Genomic DNA, 22,755 nt, shown 5'->3' with positions numbered 1-22,755 from the left:
TTGCAACTCTCCCACCAGGAGCCGCGTGCCTCTTGGCGTATCCCAGCGTGTGCGCCCGCTGGACCCACCAGGGGATCAGGTCCCGTTCGAGAGTGAAGCCGTGCAGGCCTCCCGCGGCTCCGCTCACACACAGCGCTCATCCGTCGGCGCTGGCGAGCCAGCTGCCGTCGGGCGCGACTGCGGGCTGGCTCATGTGTCGTCCTCCGGTGGCGGTTGTGTCGATGGTTGGTGCTGAGGCGGGGGCAGGCGGTCCATCCTGAAACGGATGGCGCGTACCTGGGGGTGGTCGGGGCCGTGGGCTGCCTCGCTGATGCGCAGCGCCTGCTCGTACTGGTCGCGGGCACCGGCCAGATCCCCCAGAGCCTACAACGAGCCGGGCGTGGATCACCGCCTGCACCAACCGGTGCAGCCGCAGCTCACCGCCGCTCGCCGTGGCGAGGGAGTAGCGACCCACGGCAGCCACGAGCCGGTTGTACGCCAGCCGGTCGCGGACCGCCGTCCTGAGGGGCTCGGGCAGCACCTGCGGCTGCTCAGCCGGCAGCATCCGGGGCACCTCCGGGGCGAGGAACGCCAGCAAGTTCAGTAGCGCCCCCGCTGCCGGGGCCTCGACGCTGACCCGGTCCAGCGACACCGACCACACCGTGGCCACCCGACGACGATCACGCTCGTCCACCTCACCGCCGCCGTCTCCGGGATGGTCGAGCCCGAACAATTCCCGCGCCCGGCTCCGCAACAGCTCCAGATAGTCCGCCAGGCTCTCCCCGGTCTCCTCCAGGTATGCGACGACCTCCTCCAACGCCAGCGGTAGGTCCCCCACCAACTCCGCCAACTCCGACCAGGCCACCTCACCGTCGGCCGTGTCCCGGCGCACCGCAACGGCTGACCCAGCGCGTCGGCGCAGGAACTCGACGGACTCCTGGCGGGCCAAGACGTCCAGCGGCAGCGGCGACGCCAGCGCCGCCCACGCCGCCCACCGCGACGTCACCAGCACCTGCCCACCCCCACCAGAAGGCAGCAACCCCGCCAGTTCAGCCGGAGACTCCGCGTTGTCATACACCAACAGCCACCGATCCCGGCCCCGCAACAACTCCAACACACCCATAGCCAGGTCCGTCTGGTCCGCCACGTCCGGCACGCCCAACCGGCGCGCCAACCCCGCCAACGCCGCAACCACCGCACTCGGCTGCTCCGCCGGAATCCACCACACCACGTCAAAGTCGCTGCGGTACCGATGCGCGAACTCCACCGCCAACTGGGTCTTGCCGACCCCACCCAACCCATGCACCGCCCCGACCGGCAACACCGCTGCCACCGAAACCGTTCGAAGCACCCCATACAGCTGCTCCAGCGCGGTGTCCCGGCCGCAGAAGTTGCCGTTGCGCGCCGGAAGGTTCGACACCCGCGGCCCCAACCCCGGGAACCGTCCCCGCCCATCCACCGCATCACCCTGGCCCGGCCACGGCGCCGTGACCGGGCGAGGCCGCCCCCGATCGACCGCCGCGAGCAGCTTCCGCCGCGCACCGACCTCGTCCACACCGACCAGATCCACGTGCACCCGGGTCGCCAGCAACCCCGGCGGCTTACACGGCTGCACCCGTACCGGCAGCAACAGACCGGACTCACCCGTCGGATCCTTCGCGAACGCCACCCGCCACTCCGCCTCACCAAACCGTGAACCGAAGTACGCCGGCGACAACACCGCGATCGTGCGAACCGCCGAGCTCACCGCACGCTGCATCTCATGCACAAAGTCCGCACCCGGCCGGAAGTCGAACCCGCGTCCGGGCGCCGCGGTCGATTGGTCCACGGGCGCGATGGCGTATCCGACGCGCCAGTGCAGAAGACAGAGCCTCCACGTGATCCCGAGAGCCAGCCGAGCGAACTCAGCGACACCGTCGAAAGGTTGTGGTCCATCTAGCCGACAGGTCAGCCGGCCTGACGCAGGGCGCGTGGCGGGAGCGAAAGTGGGAGCGGAGAGCCTCGCTCAGGTGCGGTCCGAGGCTCGGCGGGTGGGGGTCGTGGGCCGTTGGAGGCAGTGCCGGCCGGATTCGAACCGGCGTCCTTCCGATCCGGAGTCGGGCGCGTCAACCTCTGCGCTACGGCGCTGCCGTCGCTGAGTGTATCGAGGGGGCGGCTACTCGGCGGGGGCGAAGCGGTCCAGGGCGGGCATGTAGCGGCGGTAGGGGCCGACGTCGTCGCGGTGGCGGCCGGCGAGGACCTCGGCGATCTGGGCGGTGTGGGTCAGGTCGTGGGCGACCCAGGCGGAGAGGACCTGGGAGAGGGTCACCGTGCCGAACTCGGGGTGGGTGCCGGAGCGGGGCAGGTCGGAAGGGGTCAGGCCGAGCGCGTCGAGGTCCTCCAGCGAGCGGGACCGGACGGAGCGGAAGCGGTCCAGCAGGTCGGCGACCGGCTCGCGGTCCCAGGAGAGCATGGCGACGCGGTTGAAGGGTTCGAAGGGGCGGTCGGTGCCGTGCTCCATGATGAGGCGGATGCGGGGCAGCCAGTTCGTCTCGTCGCCGTGCAGGAGGTGGCCGGCGATGGCGTAGGCGCTCCAGGTGTCGGGGCCGTCGTCGCGGTGCAGCCACTCGTCGGGCAGGTCGAGCAGCAGCGCGGAGACCGTGGTCGGGGTGCGGGCCAGCAGGGTTGTCGCGTCGGAGATTCGCATGTGGCCCATGCTCGGCGCGCCGTGGCCGCGGGGACAGGGCCACCTCGCGATGACTGGCCTGGCGTCCTCAAGGCGATGGATGCCCGGGTTCCAGGTGCTGCTCGAGCCGGTCGAGGAAGGTGGCCTGGGCCTTGACCAGCTTGGTCCTGGCGGGCTCCAGGCCGAGCCATGCGACGCGGTCCAGCTCGGGGAACGACTGCATGACGCCCGAGCCCTTCGGCCACTCCATCTCGAAGGTGTTGCTGACCGCGGTCTGCTCGTCGAAGTCGCCTTCCAGGGCGAACACGGTGACGACCTTGCCGCCGCTCTGGCGGACCTCGCCCAGGCTGATGGGCGTGCCCGCGGGGGCGGGGGCGCCGAGCTCCTCCTCGAACTCGCGGAAGGCGGCGGCCTGGGCTTCCTCGTGCTCGTCGTACTCACCCTTGGGGATGGACCAGGCGCCGGCGTCCTTCCGGGCCCAGAACGGGCCGCCCATGTGCCCGACGAGCACCTCGATTCCCTGGTCTGAGCGGCGGTACAGCAGCATCCCCGCGCTCAGCCGAGCGGGCTTCGCCATGTCTGGCCTCCCTGTGCGCCGGCCGGTCCGATGTCTTGATGCAAACACAGCCGGGCGGCCCTGGCACCCTTGGGGCCATGGATGAGATCGACGACGACGCGCTGCGGGGGCTGGTGGCGCGGATCGCGGCCGCGCGCGGGAAGGTCGTCGCGGTGGAGCTGCCGCCGGACCAGTTCCAGGGCCTCGTCGACGAGCTGCGGGTGGCGGCGTACGAGCACGAGGCCGACGTGCGGATCGTGCTCGGCGCGGCGTGCACCACGGCCGCTCGCACCGTCGAGCACCTCGCCGGCGTGCTGCAGCTGCCGTATGCGGCGAGCCGCGGATGGCTGGACATGCTGGAGGCGGTCGGCGACCGGGCGGCCTCGCTGCGGCAGTGCCTCGTGGTCGCCGACGCGGCGGATCTGGTACGGCACGAGGACGAGGACCGGTGGCACGAGCTGGTCGGCGCCCTGTTCGGCGGGCCGTACTGCCTCGGCGGCGGCTGGAACACGATCGTCCTGGCCGATCATCCGTGGCGGTGGGAGGGCACGCCGTTCCGGTCGGCGGCTCAGGCACAAGAGCGGGCCGAGACGGGCCGACGGTCCATGCACGGGGAGCATTCGTCCATGTTCGAATAGTGACCGTCGTTGCTATGATCCAGAGCCGGACACCGATGCGTGGCGCGAGCGGGAGGTGGGCATCATCCTGACCAGGGTCACCATGGTGTGGCACCGCGCGGCGCTGGAGACGACCGGCACCGATGACGGGCACTGACGGCGTCGCCGTCGTCCGGATCAGCGGGTCCGGGCGACCGGTGGGCATGGGCGTGCTGGTCGGCCCGCGGCAGGTGATCACCTGCGCGCACGTGGTCAACGCGGCGCTCGGTCGGGACCACCGCAGCCAGCCGAGGCCGGACCAGACCGTGACCGTGCAGGTCGAGTTCCCCCGGGTCGGGGGCAGGCCGATCCGGACGGCGCGGGTCGTGGCGTGGAACCCGCCGCCGGAGTGGGGCACCGGTGGCGACGTGGCCTGCCTGGAGCTCAACGAGGCCGCGCCCGCGGACGCCCCGCCGGCCCGGTTCGCGGAGACGCCGACGGGGCCCGACGACCGGCTCGTCGTGTTCGGCGACCCGGAGGCGGTGTCGCGGCCGAACGGGGTCTGGGTCGAGGTCGGCCTGGTCGGCGCCGTGGAGGGCGGGCTGATCCAGGTCGAGAGCCTGGAGCGGCAGAGCATCCGCGCGCAGCCGGGCTACAGCGGCTCGCCGGTGTGGCGCGCCGACGGCCGGGTGATCGGGCTGCTGCACGCGACCGCCCCGCCCGACGAGCCGCACCGCGACGCCTACCTGCTGCCGCCGGAGTTGCTCGCCGCCACCTGCCCCGACCAGCTGGACTACCTGCTGATCCCGGCCAACCCATACCGCGGCCTGGAGAGCTTCACCGAGGCACACGCGGACGTGTTCTTCGGCCGTGAGGACGTCGTGACGGCCCTGGCGCAGCAGGTGCGGCACCAGCCGGTGACGATGCTGGTGGGCCCGTCCGGGGTCGGCAAGTCGTCGCTGGTCCAGGCGGGTCTCATCCCGAGGCTGCTGGCGGAGCACGCGTGGTCGGTCGCGGTCATCCGTCCGGGACGGGACCCGTGGCACCGGCTGGCGATCGGTCTGCTCAGGGCGCTCGACGACCGGCAGCCGCAGGCGGCCCAGATCGAGGCGACCGTCGCCCGGCTGCGCGCGGACGGCCTGGACTGGATGGCCCGCCTGCTGAGCAGCCAGGACCGCCCGCTGCTGCTCGTCGTCGACCAGTTCGAGGAGCTGCTGCTCGGCGACGCCCCACCGGAGCAGGAGCTGCTCGACCTGCTGCTGCCACCGGGCGAAGGCCCTCACGAACGCCCGCCGGGCAAAGACCGGGATCCCGGGTTCCGCACCGTCCACACGCTGCGCGCCGACTTCGTCCCGGCCCTGCTCGGCATCCCGGGCGTTGGCCCGCGGCTGGTCGAGCGGCTCTTCCCCCTGTCGAAGATGACACCCGCCGAGATGCACGCCGCCGTCCTGCACCCCGCCGAGGCGCGCGGCGTCACCTTCCAGCCGGGACTGGTCGACAAGATCGTCGAGGACGCGGCCCGGGGGTCGCTGCCGCTGCTGGAGTTCATGCTGACGCGGCTGTGGCAGACGCAGCGCAAGCGGCTGATCGACTACACCGGCTACCGGCACCTGGGCGAGATCGGCGAGGTCCTCGACCAGTTCGCGGACAGCCAGATCGCCAAGGTCGCCGACACCCCGCGGGCGCTGCTGGACCAGGTACTGCTGAGCCTGGTGCAGCTCGTCGGCGACGACGTCGACCGGGCGATCCGGCGCCGGGTGCACCTCGCCGGGCTGCCGCCCACCCACGAGCGGGTGCTCCAGCACCTGGCCCGGGAGCGGCTCGTCGTGTTCGACAACGAGCCACAGTCCGGCAGGTTCGCCGAGTTCGCGCACGAGGCCCTGATCCGGTCGTGGACCTACCTGCGCGACCTGGTGCGCGGCAACGCCGAGTTCCTGATCTGGCTCGACATCACCCAGCGGAGGATCCGCGAGGACGACCCGCTGCCCGAGTCGCGGATCGCCGAGGCGACCGCCTGGATCGAACAGCGGCCGGAGGAGATCCCGTTCGACGTCCACGACTTCGTCGCCAGGAGCCGGGCGGCCGCGGAGGCGCGCAACCGGGAGACGGAGGACGCGCGGCAACGCGCGGAGGCGGCCACGGACCAGGCCGAGGCGCTGCGGTTGGCGGCGGACTGTGAGCTGGTCGCGCGGCTGCCCAGGGTGCCGACCCATGTGGCGCTCGCGCTGGCGGTGGAGTCCGTACTGACGAAGCCGACGCTACAGGGCAACCTGGCGCTCCAGCACGTGCTGCGGCAGCACCCCCGGACGCTGCGGCAGATCGACTCGGGGGTCCCGCCGACGGCGGTGGTGTTCGACCGTGAGGGGACCCGCATGGCGATGTGCGGCTCCGGCGGCGAGACCCTCGTGTACGACACGGACACCGGCGAGGTGGTGGCCGCGCTCACCCACCCGTCGGCGGTGGTGGCGGCCGCCTTCGACGCCGACGGTGACCGTCTCGCCACGTCGGGGCAGGACCAGGTCGTGCGCGTCTACAACCTGGCGGACGCGGAGCCGGAGCCGCTGGAGATCCCGCAGCTCGGCGAGGTGACGTGGATCGAGTTCGACCCGGGCGGCGCGCTGCTGGCCACCGCCGACCGCAACGGCACTGCGCGCGTCCACGACGCGGCGACCGGGGCGCAGGTGGCCGAGTTCGGGCACGAGGGGCCGGTCTCGAGGGTGACGTTCGCGCCGTACGGGCAGCGCCTGGCCATCGCGTCGCACGACGGCACGGCACGCGTCGTGGACGCGAGGACCGGCCGGCGGCTGCTGGCGGTGCGGCACACAAGGGAGGTGCTCGACGTCGCGTTCGCCGAGGACGGCGCGCGGCTGGTGACGGCGAGCGGCGCCACGGCCCAGGTGTTCGACCTGCTGACCGGTGCCTCGGTGGCCCAGTGCCAGCTGGAGCGCCCGGTGACCTCGGTGGTGTTCAGCCCGGACGGCGCCCTGGTCGCGGCCGCCGGACTGGACTGGACCGCGCGGATCTTCCGGGCCGGCGGCAACGGCTCGCTCGTGGTGCTGCCGCACGACGGCGCGGTCCTGGCGGTCGCGTTCTCGCCCGACAGCACCCAGGTCGCGACGGCCAGTTTCCGGTCGGTACGGGTTTTCGACGCCGCGACGGGCACCGAGCGGGCCCGCCTCGACCACGACAGCGAGGTGTTCGCGGTGGCGTTCACCGCGGGTGGCCATCGGGTCGTCGCGGCGGCGAACAACGGCTCGGCGCTGGTCGTCGACGTGACCTCCGGCGCGGAGCGCACCCGGTTCCGGCATTCGGGTGAGGTACGGGCGGTCGCCTTCGACCCGGGCGGCGCCTGGCTGGCCACCGCCTCCAACGACATGACCGCCAGGGTGTTCGACGTAGGCACCGGGCGGGAACGGGCGCGGATGCACCACCACGCCGAGGTCCTGGCGTTGGCGTATGGGCCGGACGGGCGGCGCGTGGTGACCGGCGACCGGGAGGGGTTCGCCCGCTCGTTCGACGCCCGCACCGGCGCGGAGCTCATCCTCGGCCGGCACGGCGCCGAGGTCCCAGCGGTCGCCTTCGCCGAAGCCGGCGAGGGCGACAGCGACCGGGTGGCGACGATCGGCAAGGACGGGTTCGCGCGGATCTACGACGCGCGGACCGGCGTCGAGCTGCTCGAGCTGCCACACGACGGGCCCGTCACGGCGGTCGCGTTCGACGGCGCCCGCGACCGGGTCGTCACCGGCGGGCACAACGGGGTGACCCGGGTCTTCGACGCCACCACGGGACTGGAAACCGTCGAGTTCGTCCAGGACCGGGCGGTGGTGGCCGTCGCCGTCTCGCCCGGCGGCGCGTACGTGGCGACCGCCAGCTACGACGCGACCGCGCGGATCTTCGAGGTGGCGACGGGGCGCGAGCTGGTCCGCCTGCCGCACCACGACGACGTGGTCGCCGTGGCCTTCTCACCCGACGGCAGGCTCCTCGCCACCGGCAGCTTCGACAAGTCCGCCCGCGTCTTCGACGTGGAGACGGGGATCGAACGCGGCCGGATCGACCACTTCGAGGCGGTGGTGGCCGTGGCGTTCTCGCCCGACGGGGCCCGGGTCGCGACCGCCAGCCACGACAAGACCGCCCGCCTGATCGACGCGGCCAGCGGCGCCGAGCTGGCCCGGTTCGACCATCCGGACTGGGTGACCGCGGTGGCGTTCTCGCCCGACGGCACGCTCGTCGCGACCGCCTGCCGGGACGGCTCCGCCCGCACGTTCGAGGCCGACCAGGCGCTGTTGCTGGAGCGGGCGGTGCGGCACATGGTGCGGCCGATGCGCAACGGGGAGCTGCGCCAGTACGGCCTGCGCCCCAACTGCCGGCACGTCGAGCACTGGGCCCGGCACAGGGCGGAGGCGGGCGACGTCGAGGAGATGCGCCGGCTGCTCACCATTGTGCTTTCCCGCCGCGACGAGGTTTCTCTGGCCGAGGCTGAGGCACTGCTCGAACGACTCGAAAACCAGCCCGAAATCGACCTGAGTCTTGAGCGTGGCGGGTTGGCGGTCCGGCGGCACGCGTTTGACGAGGCCATTGCCATCTGGCGGCGGGCGGCACACGCCGGAAATGTCCAAGCGGTCGCGCGACTCGCGCCGATTGCCGCCGCGGACGGCAATCTTGAAGAAGCGAAGCGGCTGCTACTCAGAGCGGTGGAAGACCTTGATCAAGCCACCACGTACCTTGCGGTGGTGAGCCGCAAGCTCACGCAACGGCAGCGTAACCATCTGCGAGCGCTCGGTGGCCCTGCGGATACCGACGCGATCAACTTCCTGGGCCTCGCGGAGTACCTGGACGGCCACCCGGTCGAGGCCGGCAAGCTGTGGGCGAGCAGCGCTGAGCTGGGCAACTGGAGCGCCCCGATCCTGCTGTCGCGGCTGTAGTCCTCCCTTGTATCGCCCCGGTCCGCGATGAGCCGGACGAAAAGCGGGAATGACTACGCATGGTCACGAAACGGTGAGATGATCCAGGTGGAATACCCGATCCAGCTCCACTGGGCCACTGCGGGGTGACTGCCCGCGAGCCCGCTATGGCGCAGGCATGCATTCGGCTAGAGTGGCGGAGTTCCAGGCGCGCGTGATGATCAATACCACGGCGTTTGGTGCCTACCTGCATTATAGCAATCGCCTGACCAAGGCACCTACAGCTTCCCTAGAAGGATCAACTTGATGAAGACAAGTGTCGAAGACCGGCCGCGTCCGGCGGGTAATGCAACCGCTGTTGCCGCCCGAGTCCCGCTGACCCGTCTTTCCGACGACGACAGCCGCCGTATTGTCGAGCGCATCCTCGAAGACGTCGACGGCATTACGAGCCTCGACGTGGCCGCCTTCAATTCGTCGATCTAGCCACCACAGTGGACAGTGGCGGGCGGGTTGCGAGCGGCCTGAGCCAGTTCGTGCTCAAGGTCCACTCGCGATGTGATCTTGCCTGCGACCACTGTTACGTCTACGAGCACGCCGATCAGTCGTGGCGCCGCCAGCCGCGGACGATGGACCGCGACGTCGTCCGGGCGACCGGCGCCCGCATCGCCGAGCACGCGAAGGCGCACGGCCTCGCGAGCGTGCGGATCGTCCTGCACGGCGGGGAGCCGCTGCTGCTCGGTCCGCAGAGGATGCGCGAGCTGGTGGGGGAGCTGGTCGCCGCCCTCGATCCGTTCGTCCACGTCGACCTGCGGATGCAGACCAACGCCGTGCGGATGTCCACGGAGTTCTGCGACCTGTTCCGCGAGTTCGACATCAAGGTAGGTGTCTCCCTCGACGGCGACCGGGCCGCCAACGACCTGCACCGCCGGTTCCGCAACGGCGGCAGCAGCTACCGCGAGGTCGTCGCCGGGGTCGCGCTGCTGCGCCGGCCCGAGTACCGGCGCAGCTACGCCGGCCTGCTCTGCACGGTCGACCTCGCCAACGACCCGGTCGCGGCCTACGAGGAGCTGCTGCGGCACGAGCCGCCGCGGGTCGACTTCCTGCTGCCGCACGGCACGTGGGACCACCCGCCGGCCCGCCCGGGCGGGGAGGCCGCCCCGTACGCCCGGTGGCTCGCGACGATCTACGACCGGTGGCTGGCCGACGGCCGGCCCACCGGCATCAGACTCTTCGAGTCGCTGCTGTCCACCGCCGGCGGCGGACCCAGCTACAGCGAATGGGTCGGCCTCGACCCAGCGGACCTCGTCGTGGTCGAGACCAACGGCGAGTGGGAGCTGGCCGACAGCATCAAGATCACCTACGACGGCGCCCCGGCGACGGGGATGGACGTCTTCACCCACAGCGTCGACGACGTCGCCGGCGCGCCCGGCGTCGCCCGCCGCCAGCTCGGCCTCGCCGACCTGTCCGCGACGTGCCGGGCCTGCCCCGTCGTCGCGCAGTGCGGCGGCGGCCTGTTCGCCCACCGGTACAGCACTGGGCGCGGCTTCGACAACCCGTCGGTCTACTGCCCCGACCTCATGGAGCTGATCCAGCACATGCGGCACCACCCACCGGCGCCTTCCGGGCCCGCCGCCCCCGTCCCGGACGCGATCGCCCTCCCGCTGGAGCACCTCGACGCGATCGCCCTCGCCGGCGACGACGTCACCGCGGTCGAGGCGCTGGCGTCGGCCCAGCTGGCCATCACCCGCTCGCTGCTCCGGGAGGTCACCAGGCGGTGGCCGGACGACCCGCACGTGCGCGGCGGATGGGACCTCCTGACCGCCGTCGACCAGCAGGCGCCGGAGCCCACCGATGAGGTGCTGCGGCATCCGTACGTGCGAGCCTGGGCCGTCGGATGCCTGTCCGGCACCGGCTCCGCCACCCCCGGCTACCTCGCGGTCGTCGCGGCGGCGGCGGCGATCAGGGCCGCGGCGCCGGTCACGGTCACGGTGCCGGCGCAGGCCGGGCAGCTGTACCTGCCGACCCTCGGCACGGCGGTCCTCGCCGGGCGCGCGCACTCGTCCGCGGTCGTGGCCGTCACCGCCGGCGGGTTCACCCTGAAGGCCGGCGACGACGCGGTGACGGTGCCCGACGCCGGCCGGGAGACCGCCGGATGGCGCCCGATCCGCCAGGTCATGCCGGGCCTCGCCCTGGAGGACGCCGACCCGCACCGCGACTGCCACAAGTGGAAGCCCACCGACCGGCTCGACGACGACACCGCGCAGCGCTGGCGCCAGGCCCTCACCACGGCCTCCCGGCTCATCGCGGTCGAGGCGCCGGCCCGCGTCGGCGGCCTGCGGGTGGGCCTGCGCACGGTGGTCCCGCTGCACGCCGCCCCCGGCGGCGACAGCCGGGCGTCGACGACGAAGCAGGCCTTCGGCACGATCGCCGCGACCCTCGCCTCCCCGGCCGAGCTCGCCGTCGTGCTGGTCCACGAGTTCCAGCACAACAAGCTCAACGCCGTCCTCGACGCCTGCAACCTGGTCGACCGCACCGACCCTCGCCGGCTCAAGGTCGGCTGGCGCACCGACGCCCGCCCTGTCGTCGGCGCCCTGCACGGCACCTTCGCCCACCAGGCCGTCGCCGACATCTGGCGCGCCAGAGCGGTCCGCACCGACGCCGCTGATGCCGCCGACGCCTGGCGCAACTACCGGATGTACCGCGACTGGACCGCCGACGCGGTCGACACCCTCCAGGCTTCCGGCGCCCTGACGACCCTCGGCACCCGCTTCGTCACCAACATCGCCCGCTCGATGACCGCCTGGCCCGACTGACCCGACGAACCCCTACCGGCGATCCGCTCCACCTACCTTGAACGACTGTCTGCTGAACGAGCGGACTGTTCCACCAACAGCGGCATCCACGCCCAAATGTTGACGTCCGTCGCAATCGACGAGTACGCCATCACCGATGACGACGCCGAAGCTCAGTCGTCGCGCCGAACCTGGCGCCGGCCACCGCTGTGAACTACGACATGTTCGTCCGGCTCTGCATCGCTCTCGGCCTCGGCGGCATGCGCCTGGAGTAGCCACTGACATCCCGAAGCAGCAGGTCAGCCGACTCCGTCGAACCAACGTGTCCCCTTGGCCCACCCGAGAAGCAATCTGCGCTCGGAGTCCGGCCATGCCCGAAGGCTCTCGGCAAGCCTGGCGCGGCCCCTCTGGTCCTTCACTGAGTAGCCGAGACAACACGCGGCTATCCAAGCCAGCGTTACCGAACCAAACCACCTGCTCGCCGCGAGGTCCGCATCGCCGACCCAGCCGAACAGTCTCTCCTGCAGCTCAGGCTGCCCCTCTGCCCGACGGCCGACCTCGAGTGACGCCCGACCCCGTAGGACCGCGGACGCCGAACCATTGCCGATCATGAGAACAAGTTCGTCGACACCAAGGTCGCGGAACTCGGGTCCTCCTTATCAATTATGGTGCCTGACTCAGCCACCGAGAATCCCTTCTCCACGTCATGGCGACCCAAAGACTCGGGCCCCGCGCCATCACGAAGCCCATCGCTCGGCACAAGGTCCGCAAGCCCGAACCGCCGCGCCGATCGGTCCCACATTCACCTCGCCGGGCTTTCACCTGAGGCGTTGCGTGCGGCTCACAAACCGACGTGCCAAAGCGATCGGTCAGCTCGCGTCGGGCCTGAGACCGAGAACAAGGGCCGAGGGTCCTCTTGTCGGGTCACGACTGGAGGTTACGGCGCCGGGGCGGTCAACGTCGTTCAGCAATCTGTAGCGTCTCGGCGACGTCGCTCACCGCGGCAAGGTTGTTCCCTCTGAGCGCAGCGTGAATAGGCTCCCGGCTGCGCTTGAGCACCGACGTGATGGGCCGCTCGGCTCTGAGTACCCCGGACCCAGGCCTGAAGGTCGCTGGAGTCGACGACATAGCCGAGCTGGAACGCCTCACGGTTGTACGCCTGCTGTCGCTGGCGAAGGTCGCCAAGCCCCGAACCCGCAAACCCACCGCGTGGACCGCCGAGGAGGCCAAGACCTTCCTGGAGGCCGCCCAGGAGGCCTCGGACCCGTTCTACGCCGCGTACGTGCTGATCCTGGTACAGCGCGGGCCCCCGAGGCGGCGCAGCCGACGAGCCCACCGATCAGAGCGCCACGCGACGGTCTTGAGGGGGCGTGGGTGGAGCGAAGCTCCCCCAATGGGGAGCGCGGGCGAAGCCCGTGCGGGGGGAACCAACTCCACCACCAACGCGAAACGGCGCAGTCCGTTGAGCAGACTGCGCCGATTGGTGGAGTTGAGGGGACTCGAACCCCTGACCCCCTCGATGCGAACGAGGTGCGCTACCAGACTGCGCCACAACCCCAACCGGCCCGCCGGAGTGGGCCGGGGCCAAGAGTAGCAAACGGGTTGGACGGGGCGCGAATCAGATCACTGACCTGACGCCCGCGTGTCGTAGGGGCGGCCTCGGACGGCGCCCAGGGCGCCCAGGCGGGCCGCTTCGCGGCGGGCCCGGTCGCGTTCGGCGAGCTGGGCGGCGACGGCCTCGCGGCGTTGGGCGGCGCGGCGGAGTTGTTCGCGGCGGACCTGGGCCTGGCGGCGGGCGATCCACGCGGCGTACTGGGCTTCGCGGCGCCGGCGGCGCTGCTCGGCGAGGGCGCGGGTGCGCAGGTGGGCGACGTAGGCGACGAGCAGCGCGCCGGTGACGGCGAAGCCGACCCAGAAGCCGGTGCTGACGAGGGCGACGCCGCCGAGCTCGACGAGGTTGAGCAGGACGAGGGCGAGCAAGACCCGGCGGCGGCGGTACATGGCGCGGGGCGCCCGGTGTGGACGGCGCCGGCGGGCGGTGGGCGGCACGACCCGCAACGGCGGCGGGGCGGCGCCGCCGGGAGAAGAACCGGGAGAGGAAACTGTGCGGTGCACCACTGTGCGGGGCGGGTTGACCGGGCGGCGGCCGGGGATCGTGCGCCGGCGGCGGTCAGCGCGCATTCCGGCACGGGTCAGCACCCGTGCCGTGGACAACGCCCGCTCCGCCACCAGCCGCTCTGTGGCGTCGTACCGGCGCACCAACGCGGGCGCCAAGGCCAGGAGCCCAGCAGCGGCAAGGACGGCGAGGAGCACCGAGGTCGGCACCCTCACGCCTCCGTTCACCGACTTCGTGCGCCGGTCCCCCCAGGCGCGCGAAGTCATCCAAGTCTGTGGAAGTTACAGCGTGGTAACTCCGACTCAGAACAGTACGGGTTGCGCAGCGTTACACCACGTCAACACGCAGGAGGAAACACCCGAAAAGGAGGAGCCGAGCGGGAGGGGCCGGAATGAAGGGGCCGGAAGTCAGCCCGCGAGGACCTTGTGCCAGCGGGCGAGGAGGCCGCCCTCGGTGGAGACGTCCTCGGTGGTCATGGCGTAGCCGAGGTGGTCCCGCCAGTCGCCGTCGATGTGCAGGTAGCGGTGGTGGTACGCCTCCTGGCGGAAGCCGAGCTTCTCCACGACGCGCCGGCTGGCGAGGTTGTCGGGCCGGATGTTGACCTCGATGCGGTGCAGGCCGCCGACGCTGAAGGCGTGGTCGACGGCGAGCGCGAGCGCGGTCGGGGTGATGCCCTTGCCCGCGTGGCGGGAGTCGACCCAGTAGCCCGCGTAGCCGGAGCAGAAGGCGCGCCGGACGATGTTGCCGAGGGTGAGCTGGCCGACGAGCTGGTCCTCGTAGCAGACGGCGAACGGCATGGCGCTGCCGGTGCGGGCGGCGCGGCGCAGGTCGGCGTGCACGGCACGGAACGCGGCCGGCGAGTTGAGGTCGTGCCACGTCCCGTACGGGGTGGGCTCCCACTTCGACAGCCACTGCTCGTTGGCGCGGCGGACCTCGGCCCACAGGCGGGCGTCGGCGCGCCGGTAGGGCCGGAGGGTGACGGGACCGTCGGTCAGGACCGCCGGCCATCCAGGCTGACTCATCGCCGTCTATCCAACATGATGACGTCCACTGTAGAGCCCGCGGCGGCGCTGATCACCTTCTCGCCCAGGACCATGAGTCCGTTGGCGTCGGCGAGGCCTGACAGCGTGTACGGGCCACCGGCGAGCGGCATGACGGTGTAGCCGCCACCGCGGCGCTCGGTGATGTACGCGGGGCGGAACTCCCGCATGCCGGAGGGCGAGCTGACGGTCTCCAGCAGGTGTGCGCGCACGCTGGGCCGGAAGACGGGGTCCGCGCCGGCGAGCAGCTGGATGACGGGCCGGGCGAGCACCTCGAAGCCGATGAGCGCGGCGCCGGGGTCGCCGGGCAGGCAGACGATCGGCACGCCGTTGACGCCGGCGGCGCCGCCGATGGTCCCGTAGCCGAGCGACGAGCACGGGTACACGGAGAGGTCGGAGAAAACCACGGACCGTGACAGGATGCGCCGGACCATGTCGCCGGGGCCGGTGCCGGTGCCGCCGGTCGTGATGATGAGGTCCGCACGCAGCATCTGGTCGTCGAGCAGGCCGCGGAGCCCCTCGGGGTCGTCGTCGCAGATGCCGACGCGGTACGCGTGAGCCCCGGCCTCGGCCGCCGCGGCGGTGAGGGCGTGGGAGTTGGCGTCGACGACCTGGCCGGGCTGGCTGGCGCGGCCGACGTCGACGAGCTCGTCGCCGGTGGCGATCACGACGACGCGGGGGCTGGGGCGCACGACGACGTGCCCGATGCCGCTGGCGGCGAGGACGGACACCAGCGGCGGGGTCACGTACGCACCGGCGCGGGCGAGGACCGCCCCGGCGGGCAGCTCGTCGCCGGCGCGGCGCACCCCGTGGCCGCGCTTCGTCGGGTGGTACACCTCGACCGCCGCCATGCCCTGGTCGGTCATGCCGGGCGGGACCACCACGTCCGCCGAGACCGGCATCAGGGCGCCCGCGGCGACGGAGAAGCAGGTGCCGGGGGTCAGCCGGACCGGCCGCCAGCTGGAGGCGACGAGGTCACCGACGACGCTGAGCCGGACCGGGCGGCCCGGCTGAGCGTCGCTGATGTCGTCGAACCGGGCGGCGTAGCCGTCGATCGCGGAGTGGTCGAACGCGGGCACGGGGCCCGGTCCGACCACGTCCTCGGCGAGCACGTTGCCGTGCGCGGCGGTGATCTCAAGGTCCAGCGGGGGCAACGGGCGCAGGCCCCGGAGCACGCCGGCGAGATAGTCGGCGAGTGGGACGCGCGCGTTCGACCCGACGCCCGCATCGCGTGCGGCGTCGTGGTGGGAGCCCGTCGCTGGAACCGCTGTCACCCGCGCAGATCCTTCTCCACGAACTGGGTCAGCCACTCGCTGAACGCCGGGCCGAGGTCGTCGCGCTTGCACGCGAGCTGGACGACGGCCTGCAGGTACCCGAGGGGCATGCCGGTGTCGTACCGGGTGCCGCGGTAGACGATGCCGTGCACCGGGGTGCCCTCGGCGAGCAGCAGGGCCATCGCGTCGGTCAGCTGGATCTCGCCGCCGGCGCCGGGGCCGATGCGGCGGATCGCGTCGAAGAGGGTGGGGGGCAGCACATACCGGCCGATGACCGCGAGGTTGCTCGGCGACTCCGCGGGCTTCGGCTTCTCCACGAGGCCGGTCACCTTCAGTACCTCGCCCGCGTCCGCCGACAGGTCGGACGGCTCGACGGACGCGATCCCGTAGCGGCTGGTCTCGTCGGGCTCGACCTCGATGAGCGCGAGGACGATGCCGCCGGTCTGCGCCTGGAGGTCGAGCATCGCGGGCAGCAGCGGCTCGGTCTCCTCGACGAACTCGTCGCCGAGCAGGCACGCGAACGCTTCGCTGCCGACGTGCGACTCACCGTACGAGATGGCGTGACCGAGGCCGAGGGGCTCGCCCTGCCGGCAGGTGTAGATCTCGGCGAGCTCGCTGGGGCGCTTGACCGCGGCGAGCCGCTCGTCATCGCCCTTCTCCTGCAGGCGCGCCTCAAGGTCGGGACGGCGGTCGAAATGATCGACCATCGATGTCTTGCCCCTGCCGGTGACCAGCAGGATGTCTCGGATGCCGGCTGCCGCGGCCTCTTCCACGATGTACTGGAGGACGGGCCGGTCAACGACCGGCAGCAGCTCTTTCGGCACGGCTTTGGTCGCCGGGAGGAAGCGGGTGGCCAGGCCCGCCGCCGGGATCACGGCTTTGACAGCCCGCTGGCGCTGCGCCGCGGGCTGGTGAGGAGTCGTGTCAGGCATGTGGCAAGGCTAGCCGCCGCGGCTCTGTCGTGGCGGTTGTGCCGCCTTTGGCGCGCCGGGCGTCACCTCCGTACTAGCCTTCGCGGGCCCCTGCGCACCCGTGAACGACTCCTGTGCACCCGGAAGCGCACCCGGAAGCGCACCCGGAAGCGGCACTGCCACGACCACGTCGGGGGCGATCTTGTACGTGTCGCGGCCGGCGGCCTTGGCCGCGTAGAGCGCGTCGTCCGCGGCCTCCAGCACGGCCGCTCCCGTCGCGCCGTGGATCGGGAAGACCGCGATGCCGATCGAGACCGTCACCGGGATGCGCCGCGGCGGCTGGCCGGGCGTGGAGGAGACCACGAGGACCGGGCTGCGCCGTACCGCGGCACCGAGGCGCTCGGCGAGGACCGCGGCGCCGGCCGCGTCGGTCTCCGGCAGCAGCACGACGAACTCCTCGCCGCCCTGCCGGAACGCGAAGTCGACCTCGCGGATCTCCGCCCGGAGCCGGCGGGCGAACTCGGCCAGCACCGCGTCCCCGGCCGCGTGGCCGTAGGTGTCGTTGACCTCCTTGAACCGGTCGAGGTCCAGGGCGAGCGCGGCGAGGCTGCGGCCGAACCGGCTGGCCCGCTCGACCTCGCGGCGCAGCGACTCGCGCAGGTACCGGTAGTTGGACAGGCCGGTCAGCGGGTCGGTGAGGGACAGCCGCTGCGCCTCCTCGTGCACCCGGACGTTGTCGACGGCGACGGCCGCCTGCCCCGCGAACGTCCGCAGCGTGATCAGGTCGGCGTCGTCGAACTCGTCGAAGCCGTGCCGGTCGTACAGGGCCAGGACCCCGCGCGCGGCGGGCGGCAGGTCGGACTGGGGCTCCAGGCCAGTGGTGGGCCCCACGCCGGGCGCCGCGATCGGGACCGCGACGTACGTGATGCAGCGCGGCTCGACGGGTGCCAGGACCGGCCCGTCCCGGTCGACCCGGCCGCGCCGCGGCTCACCGGAGGCGGCGACCGTGCCGAGCAGCCCGTCGCCGAGCTGGAGCCGCAGGTCGGCGACGTCGAACCCGGCGAGCCCCTCGGCCACCTGCCCGCGCAGCTCGCCGCTGGCCGGGTCGACCATCAGCACCACCCCGGACTGCGCGCCGGTCGCGGCCGCCGCCGTCTGCAGGATGACCTGCAGGATCCGGTCGAGGTCGTGGGTGCCGGCAAGGGTGTCGCCGAGGACGCCGAGCTGCCCGCGCAGCTGGTCGCGGCTGGCGGTCAGCGCCTGCACGTACCCCTGCATCTCGCGGGTCATCCGGTTGAACGTCTGGCCGAGCCGGCCGACCTCGTCCTGGCTGCGGACGGGCACTCGGGCGCTGAGGTCGCCGTCGGCGACGCGCTCGACCGCCTGCGCCAGCTCGGTCAGCGGGTGGGTGGTGGAGCGGGCCAGCCACCAGGCGACGCTGACCGCGACCACCCCGGCGCAGGCGACGACGGCGACGAGCACCGCGTAGAGGCCGCCGGTGTCGGGCTCGGGCACCGACAGGGCCAGGGTCAGCGGCTGGTCGGGCCGCGGCTCGAGCCGCCGGACCAGCAGGCCGCCGGGCGTGGTGCCGGTCGCGTCGCGGTCGAGCTTGGCGGCGACGCGCACCGACTCCGACTCCGTCTGGTCCGTCGCGAGCGAGTCGACCCGCACGCCGCTGGCGTCGGTGAGCCAGGCGAGGAGGGTGGCGTCGACGGGCTCGACCGCGTACGCCCGCCCGATGCGCCGCGAGCTCGGGTCGAGCACGTCGACGGACGCGGCGATCGCGGCGAACGGCGCGTGGGCCGGCGCGGCGCAGTCGGCCCACGGCTTCGGCGGCAGCACGCCCGCGGTGGTGAGCACGGTGCCGTCGGCGCCGCTCACCTCGACCGCGCGGGCGAGCCCGCGCTGGACGGTCCGCTGGGCCGCGTCGGGCTGGTCGCCGTCGGCGGTGACGAGGGCCGTGGTCTCGGCGGCGAGCCGCAGCCGCTGGCAGGTGACGGCGAGGGCGGCCTCGACGTTCTGCGCGCCGGACTCGAGCCGCTCCTTGGCCCGCTGCTGGCTGACGGCGGAGACGGCGATGCCGACGAAGATCGCGCCGAGCAGCACCGGTCCGAGCACGACCGCCAGGAAGGCGGCGGTGAGCCGCGCCCGCAGCGTCACGTCCGTCCTCCCGAAGCTGTGTTTCTGCGATGCTGTCACAGATGAGGAGGATTTGAGCGGTGCCGCCTGCGGTGTCCCCGAAATCCGAGCTCCGGTCGCACATCCGGTCCGCTCGGCGCTCCTCCGCGCACCCATTTTCCGACAAGTCGCTCATTGAGGCTGTTTCCGCCATGGTACGGGCAGCCGACGCACGCACGGTCGCCGCTTACGCGCCGCTGCCGTTCGAGGCGGGCGGCCCGGGACTCCTGCCCGCACTGTTCGCCGTGGCGCCGCAGGTCCTGCTGCCCGTGCTGCTGCCCTCGCGCGACCTGGACTGGGCCCGCTACGACGGGACGCTGGCGGGCGGGCCGCTCGGCCTGTCCGAGCCGACCGGCCCGCGGCTCGGCGTCGACGCGGTCCGGTCGGTCGACCTGATGCTGGTCCCGGCGCTCGCCGTCGGGCTGGACGGGACGCGGCTCGGCCAGGGCGGCGGCTCCTACGACCGGGTCCTCGCCCGGGTCACGGCCCCGACGATCGCCCTGCTGCACCCGGGTGAGCTCCTGCCGTCCGTGCCCGCCGAGCCGCACGACCAGCGGGTCTCGGGAGCCCTGGTGGGGGCTACCGCCAGGTATGAGACCGCCCACCTCCACTGGACGAAAGGATGTGCGATACCGCACTATTGGCACTCGATAGGGTTGAGTGCCAATGATGGAGGCTGAACGGTGCCTACCTACCAATACGCCTGCACGGCCTGCGGCCACCAGCTCGAGGCGGTGCAGTCGTTCACGGACGACGCGCTGACCGAGTGCCCGGAGTGCCAGGGCCGCCTGCGCAAGCAGTTCTCCGCGGTGGGTGTGGTCTTCAAGGGCTCGGGCTTCTACCGCACCGACTCCCGCTCCTCGACGAAGTCGAGCAACTCCTCGTCGACGTCGTCGTCCTCCGAGTCGAAGTCGTCGTCGGACTCGAGCTCGTCCGCCTCGTCGTCGTCCTCCGACTCGAAGCCGGCCGCGGCCGCGTCGTCGGGCACCTCCTCGGCGGGCGCGTCGACGAAGTCGGCCTCCTCGACCGCCTGAGGTCGCCCGCACCACCCGGCGCTACGCCCCACCGGTCACCGGTCCGGGGCGTAGCGCTGTCTGTGCCGGTCCGTCAGTCCCAGTGCGGGGGGCGGTCGGCGAGCAGGCGGTCGTCGTTGGACGCGCTGCGCTCGCCCCAGCCGGCGTCGGTGTCGTCGGTCGTGGTGTCCGGCAACACGACCAGCTCGTCGGCGAAGTCTTCGAAGCTCACTTCGCGCTGCTCATCGGTGGATGCCCACTCGTTCGTCGTCGCCACGCCGCGAGCGTACTCCGGCGAGTTTGCGGGAAGTTGGCCGAATGACGACAGTCGCCCTTCCGTCGACAGGTCACACTCGGCGGCATGACAGACGACAGTGCCCCCCAGCACCAGACCGACCCGCAGCAGGCGGAGCAGGCGGCGGACGAGCAGCCGACCGTGCGCCTGGACCAGGGCGACCCGGACGCCACCCGTCCGATGTCGCTCGCCGATCTGCTGAACAGCGACTGAGGTTCCCCCACCGGGCCGGGTCTGGCGGCCGGGCCCGGTGGGTACGCTCGTGGCGTGAGTGACGACGCCTTCTGGCGGCGGCCGCCGGAGGGGGCCGCACCGCCACCGCCGGCAGCGCCGGCCGAGCCCGCGGCGGTTCCCTACACCGGCGCGCCGCGCAGCGCGCCGCCCCCACGCGGGTGGCGGCCGCCGACCGTCGAGCGACCGGCGGCGCCGCGGAAGCTCCCGGCCCAGGATCCCGAGCGGATCGACCGGGAGGAGCAGGCCGCGACGATCCTGACCAAGGGGATGGGGATCTTCGCCGGCGCGGTCATCCTCGTGCTGCTGCTGATCTTCTGCGGCCGCCTGCTGTTCTGAGGGCTAGAAGCCGTCCCAGACCATCTTGGCGCCGGTGTCGCCGGCCTTGAAGACGTAGTAGAGGGCGGCCACCGCCAGCACCACGGTCAGCCCGCTGAGCGCCCAGTGGGCGACGGCGGGGCCGATCGGCTCGCCCGGGGCGGGGCGGACGACGTACGCCATGACGAGCGCGACCAGGACAAGACCCACCACGATCAGAAACAGCGTGCTGCCGAAGTCCTCGTGCTCGCTGATCTTCGCCTGCAGCTGGTCGGACTGGAAGTTGGGGCTCTCCTCGAACGCCTCGCCGGACTCCTTGGCGGCGAACACGGCGCCGGGGGTGGCGACGGCCAGGACGATCATCGTCCAGCGGACGTGGCGGCGCGCGGCCGGCCAGACGGCGTACAGGATGCCCGCCACCGCCAGCAGCGGCACGAGCACGACTGCCGCATGGATGAAGAACGGGTGAGCCGGTAGACCGAGCACACGTTCGAACACGGGGCCTCCTCTTCGTCGGTGCGATCCTCCCCCACCGGACGTGTACACAACCCGAGTACCGGCAGTTCAATCAAGAGCCCGGAAACATTTGAACGGTTCCAGGGTGCGTGGTGTTATTAAAAGCGTGTCGGGTGAGGACTTGCTGCGCGCCCGGGGTCTGCGGGTGACGCGGCCCCGGCTGGCCGTGCTGGAGGTCCTGGAGGCGTCGCGGGGGCAGGCGCAGGGTCACCTGGACGTCGACCAGATCGCCGCGCGGGTCCGGGCCCGGCTCGACACCGTCTCCACCCAGGCCGTGTATGACGTGCTCAGCGCGCTGTCCAGGGCCGGCCTGGCGCGGCGGATCGAGCCCGCCGGCAGCCCCGCGCGATACGAGTCGCGCGTCGGCGACAACCACCATCACATCGTCTGCCGCGGGTGCGGGGAGATCGCCGACGTGGACTGCGCGGTCGGCGACGCGCCGTGCCTGACGCCGTCGCAGGCGCACGGGTTCGTCCTCGATGAGGCCGAGGTCACGTTCTGGGGGCTGTGCCCCGCCTGCCAGCAGCGGCTCGCCGACGACACGGTCGAGGACCTGCCGAGTTGAGCGACCCGGGGCTCTTCGGACCGGACTCGGTCACCTGGCGGGTGCACCGGGAGCCCATCGTCACCGTCGGCGGCCTGCGCAGCCTGTACCTGCAGGCGCTGCTCCCCCGGGCGGTCGCGGGCGTGGAGCAGAACAGCCGGTACCGCAAGGACCCGTGGGGCAGGTTCCAGCACACCGCCATGTACGTGGGGACGGTCGTCTACGGCACGACCGAGCAGGCCGAGCGCGCCGGCCGCCGGGTGCGGGCGATCCACGCGAAGATGACCGCGACCGACCCACGCACCGGCGAGCGCTTCCGCGTCGACGACCCCGACCTGCTGCGCTGGGTGCACGTCACGGAGGTCGAGTCGTTCATGGAGGCCGCCCTGCGGGGCGGGCTGCGGCTGAGCGGGCCGGAGATCGACCGCTACTACGCGGAGCAGACCAGGGCGGCCGAACTCGTCGGGCTCGACCCCGCCACGGTGCCGGACTCGGCGGCGGCGGTCGCGGACTACTACGAGCGGATGCGTCCCGAGCTGGAGCTGACCGTCGACTCCGCGGCCACGGGGCTGTTCCTGACGCTGCCCCCGCTGCCGTACGGGCTGGGCCTCACCCCCGTCCGGGGCGCCGCGTTCGGGGTGTCGGCGCTGGCGATCGGCCTGCTGCCGGCGTGGGCGCGCCGCCTGTACGGGCTGCCCGGCCTCCCCGGGACGGATCTCATCGCGTCGGCGAACGCGCTGGTCCTCGGCCGGATGCTGAGCGTCATCCCGATCGACTGGATCTCCCCGCTGCGCCGCGACGCGATGCGCCGCCTCGCCTCCTGAGGACCC

At 72.4% G+C, this 22,755-nt stretch carries 20 protein-coding genes, 2 tRNA genes and 1 pseudogene; 10 read left to right on the top strand and 13 right to left on the bottom strand.

Features of this window, described 5'->3' with window-relative positions; translation table 11 throughout:
- Window positions 1-136: 136 nt before the first annotated feature.
- The 4 genes from fxsT to ABD332_RS49485 all read right to left on the bottom strand — a co-directional run bounded on the left by fxsT (window position 137) and on the right by ABD332_RS49485 (window position 3,221).
- On the bottom strand, window positions 137-1,807 hold the full coding sequence (gene fxsT / locus ABD332_RS49500; protein ID WP_344512224.1) for an FxSxx-COOH system tetratricopeptide repeat protein: 1,671 nt from the start codon (window positions 1,805-1,807) through the stop codon (window positions 137-139).
- Between the two features lie 226 nt (window positions 1,808-2,033).
- Window positions 2,034-2,106, bottom strand: a tRNA-Arg gene (locus ABD332_RS49495).
- Window positions 2,107-2,134: 28 nt separating this feature from the next.
- Window positions 2,135-2,665 (bottom strand): DinB family protein, encoded by a 531-nt coding sequence (locus ABD332_RS49490; RefSeq protein ID WP_344512222.1) that lies wholly within the window; start codon window positions 2,663-2,665, stop codon window positions 2,135-2,137.
- 67 nt (window positions 2,666-2,732) lie between these two features.
- On the bottom strand, window positions 2,733-3,221 hold the full coding sequence (locus ABD332_RS49485) for an NUDIX hydrolase (protein WP_344512220.1): 489 nt from the start codon (window positions 3,219-3,221) through the stop codon (window positions 2,733-2,735).
- Window positions 3,222-3,298: 77 nt separating this feature from the next.
- Between ABD332_RS49485 and ABD332_RS49480 the strand changes: the two genes are divergently transcribed.
- The 4 genes from ABD332_RS49480 to ABD332_RS49465 all read left to right on the top strand — a co-directional run bounded on the left by ABD332_RS49480 (window position 3,299) and on the right by ABD332_RS49465 (window position 11,510).
- Window positions 3,299-3,838 carry a hypothetical protein gene (locus ABD332_RS49480; RefSeq protein WP_344512219.1) on the top strand — a complete coding sequence of 180 codons (540 nt, stop codon included), beginning with the start codon at window positions 3,299-3,301 and terminating at the stop codon, window positions 3,836-3,838.
- Between the two features lie 122 nt (window positions 3,839-3,960).
- A complete protein-coding gene (locus ABD332_RS49475; RefSeq protein WP_344512218.1) occupies window positions 3,961-8,718 on the top strand; it encodes an nSTAND1 domain-containing NTPase in 4,758 nt (1,585 codons plus the stop codon).
- A gap of 285 nt (window positions 8,719-9,003) precedes the next feature.
- On the top strand, window positions 9,004-9,180 hold the full coding sequence (locus ABD332_RS49470) for a hypothetical protein (protein ID WP_344512216.1): 177 nt from the start codon (window positions 9,004-9,006) through the stop codon (window positions 9,178-9,180).
- Window positions 9,181-9,188: 8 nt separating this feature from the next.
- Window positions 9,189-11,510, top strand: coding sequence for an FxsB family cyclophane-forming radical SAM/SPASM peptide maturase (locus ABD332_RS49465; RefSeq protein ID WP_344512215.1), 2,322 nt, complete (start codon window positions 9,189-9,191; stop codon window positions 11,508-11,510).
- A gap of 1,460 nt (window positions 11,511-12,970) precedes the next feature.
- On the opposite strand, the gene ABD332_RS49460 is transcribed toward ABD332_RS49465, so the two are convergent.
- The 6 genes from ABD332_RS49460 to ABD332_RS49435 all read right to left on the bottom strand — a co-directional run bounded on the left by ABD332_RS49460 (window position 12,971) and on the right by ABD332_RS49435 (window position 18,990).
- Window positions 12,971-13,047 (bottom strand) — tRNA-Ala (locus ABD332_RS49460).
- A 65-nt stretch (window positions 13,048-13,112) separates the two neighbouring features.
- A complete protein-coding gene (sepX, locus tag ABD332_RS49455) occupies window positions 13,113-13,820 on the bottom strand; it encodes a divisome protein SepX/GlpR (RefSeq protein ID WP_425552411.1) in 708 nt (235 codons plus the stop codon).
- 192 nt (window positions 13,821-14,012) lie between these two features.
- Complete coding sequence (locus tag ABD332_RS49450; protein WP_344512213.1) at window positions 14,013-14,627, bottom strand: GNAT family N-acetyltransferase; 615 nt, start codon at window positions 14,625-14,627, stop codon at window positions 14,013-14,015.
- Complete coding sequence (locus ABD332_RS49445; protein ID WP_344512211.1) at window positions 14,624-15,919, bottom strand: molybdopterin molybdotransferase MoeA; 1,296 nt, start codon at window positions 15,917-15,919, stop codon at window positions 14,624-14,626. Before ABD332_RS49445 ends, ABD332_RS49450 begins: the two co-directional genes overlap by 4 nt.
- On the bottom strand, window positions 15,916-16,851 hold the full coding sequence (locus tag ABD332_RS49440) for a UTP--glucose-1-phosphate uridylyltransferase (protein WP_344512209.1): 936 nt from the start codon (window positions 16,849-16,851) through the stop codon (window positions 15,916-15,918). The genes ABD332_RS49445 and ABD332_RS49440 overlap by 4 nt, the downstream gene beginning before the upstream one ends.
- Before the next feature lie 9 nt (window positions 16,852-16,860).
- Window positions 16,861-18,990, bottom strand: a complete 2,130-nt coding sequence (locus ABD332_RS49435) for a GGDEF domain-containing protein (protein WP_344512207.1) — start codon at window positions 18,988-18,990, stop codon at window positions 16,861-16,863.
- Between the two features lie 59 nt (window positions 18,991-19,049).
- On the opposite strand from ABD332_RS49435, the gene ABD332_RS49430 reads away from it, so the two are divergent.
- Window positions 19,050-19,688, top strand: a complete 639-nt coding sequence (locus tag ABD332_RS49430) for a 5-formyltetrahydrofolate cyclo-ligase (protein ID WP_344512205.1) — start codon at window positions 19,050-19,052, stop codon at window positions 19,686-19,688.
- A 3-nt stretch (window positions 19,689-19,691) separates the two neighbouring features.
- A pseudogene (locus tag ABD332_RS49425) lies at window positions 19,692-19,784 on the top strand (FmdB family zinc ribbon protein); the annotation flags it as partial.
- A 62-nt stretch (window positions 19,785-19,846) separates the two neighbouring features.
- Here the strand turns inward: ABD332_RS49425 and ABD332_RS49420 are convergent.
- Window positions 19,847-20,074: a hypothetical protein gene (locus ABD332_RS49420; protein WP_344512269.1), complete on the bottom strand. Its 228-nt coding sequence runs from the start codon at window positions 20,072-20,074 to the stop codon at window positions 19,847-19,849.
- Between the two features lie 41 nt (window positions 20,075-20,115).
- A complete protein-coding gene (locus tag ABD332_RS49415; RefSeq protein ID WP_344512267.1) occupies window positions 20,116-20,298 on the bottom strand; it encodes a hypothetical protein in 183 nt (60 codons plus the stop codon).
- Between the two features lie 84 nt (window positions 20,299-20,382).
- Between ABD332_RS49415 and ABD332_RS49410 the strand changes: the two genes are divergently transcribed.
- A complete protein-coding gene (locus ABD332_RS49410; RefSeq protein WP_344512203.1) occupies window positions 20,383-20,529 on the top strand; it encodes a hypothetical protein in 147 nt (48 codons plus the stop codon).
- Window positions 20,530-20,583: 54 nt separating this feature from the next.
- The gene (locus ABD332_RS49405) at window positions 20,584-20,886 is read left to right on the top strand and encodes a translation initiation factor 2 (protein WP_344512201.1); all 303 of its coding nucleotides are present in this window, start codon (window positions 20,584-20,586) and stop codon (window positions 20,884-20,886) included.
- A 3-nt stretch (window positions 20,887-20,889) separates the two neighbouring features.
- Here the strand turns inward: ABD332_RS49405 and ABD332_RS49400 are convergent, their stop codons facing one another.
- Entirely contained in the window at window positions 20,890-21,363 is a 474-nt protein-coding gene (locus tag ABD332_RS49400) for a DUF2231 domain-containing protein (protein ID WP_344512199.1), read from the bottom strand.
- Between the two features lie 124 nt (window positions 21,364-21,487).
- On the opposite strand from ABD332_RS49400, the gene ABD332_RS49395 reads away from it, so the two are divergent.
- Window positions 21,488-21,946, top strand: a complete 459-nt coding sequence (locus tag ABD332_RS49395; RefSeq protein ID WP_344512197.1) for a Fur family transcriptional regulator — start codon at window positions 21,488-21,490, stop codon at window positions 21,944-21,946.
- Window positions 21,943-22,749, top strand: coding sequence for an oxygenase MpaB family protein (locus ABD332_RS49390; RefSeq protein WP_344512195.1), 807 nt, complete (start codon window positions 21,943-21,945; stop codon window positions 22,747-22,749). Before ABD332_RS49395 ends, ABD332_RS49390 begins: the two co-directional genes overlap by 4 nt.
- The last annotated feature ends 6 nt before the right edge of the window (window positions 22,750-22,755 follow it).

Origin of the sequence: Dactylosporangium maewongense (assembly GCF_039531485.1) — a bacterium.
Lineage (GTDB): Bacteria > Actinomycetota > Actinomycetes > Mycobacteriales > Micromonosporaceae > Dactylosporangium > Dactylosporangium maewongense.
Note: the sequence above shows the minus strand (reverse complement) of the source record. Positions and strands in the feature narration are given on the sequence as shown.

Excerpts from the sequence above, each read along its gene's own strand:
- ABD332_RS49470 (WP_344512216.1), top strand. The coding sequence starts at position 9,004 with ATGAAGACAAGTGTCGAAGACCGGCCGCGTCCGGCGGGTAATGCAACC.
- ABD332_RS49410 (WP_344512203.1), top strand. The coding sequence starts at position 20,383 with ATGACAGACGACAGTGCCCCCCAGCACCAGACCGACCCGCAGCAGGCG.
- ABD332_RS49485 (WP_344512220.1), bottom strand. The coding sequence starts at position 3,221 with ATGGCGAAGCCCGCTCGGCTGAGCGCGGGGATGCTGCTGTACCGCCGC.
- ABD332_RS49475 (WP_344512218.1), top strand. The coding sequence starts at position 3,961 with ATGACGGGCACTGACGGCGTCGCCGTCGTCCGGATCAGCGGGTCCGGG.
- ABD332_RS49480 (WP_344512219.1), top strand. The coding sequence starts at position 3,299 with ATGGATGAGATCGACGACGACGCGCTGCGGGGGCTGGTGGCGCGGATC.
- ABD332_RS49450 (WP_344512213.1), bottom strand. The coding sequence starts at position 14,627 with ATGAGTCAGCCTGGATGGCCGGCGGTCCTGACCGACGGTCCCGTCACC.
- ABD332_RS49440 (WP_344512209.1), bottom strand. The coding sequence starts at position 16,851 with ATGCCTGACACGACTCCTCACCAGCCCGCGGCGCAGCGCCAGCGGGCT.
- ABD332_RS49490 (WP_344512222.1), bottom strand. The coding sequence starts at position 2,665 with ATGCGAATCTCCGACGCGACAACCCTGCTGGCCCGCACCCCGACCACG.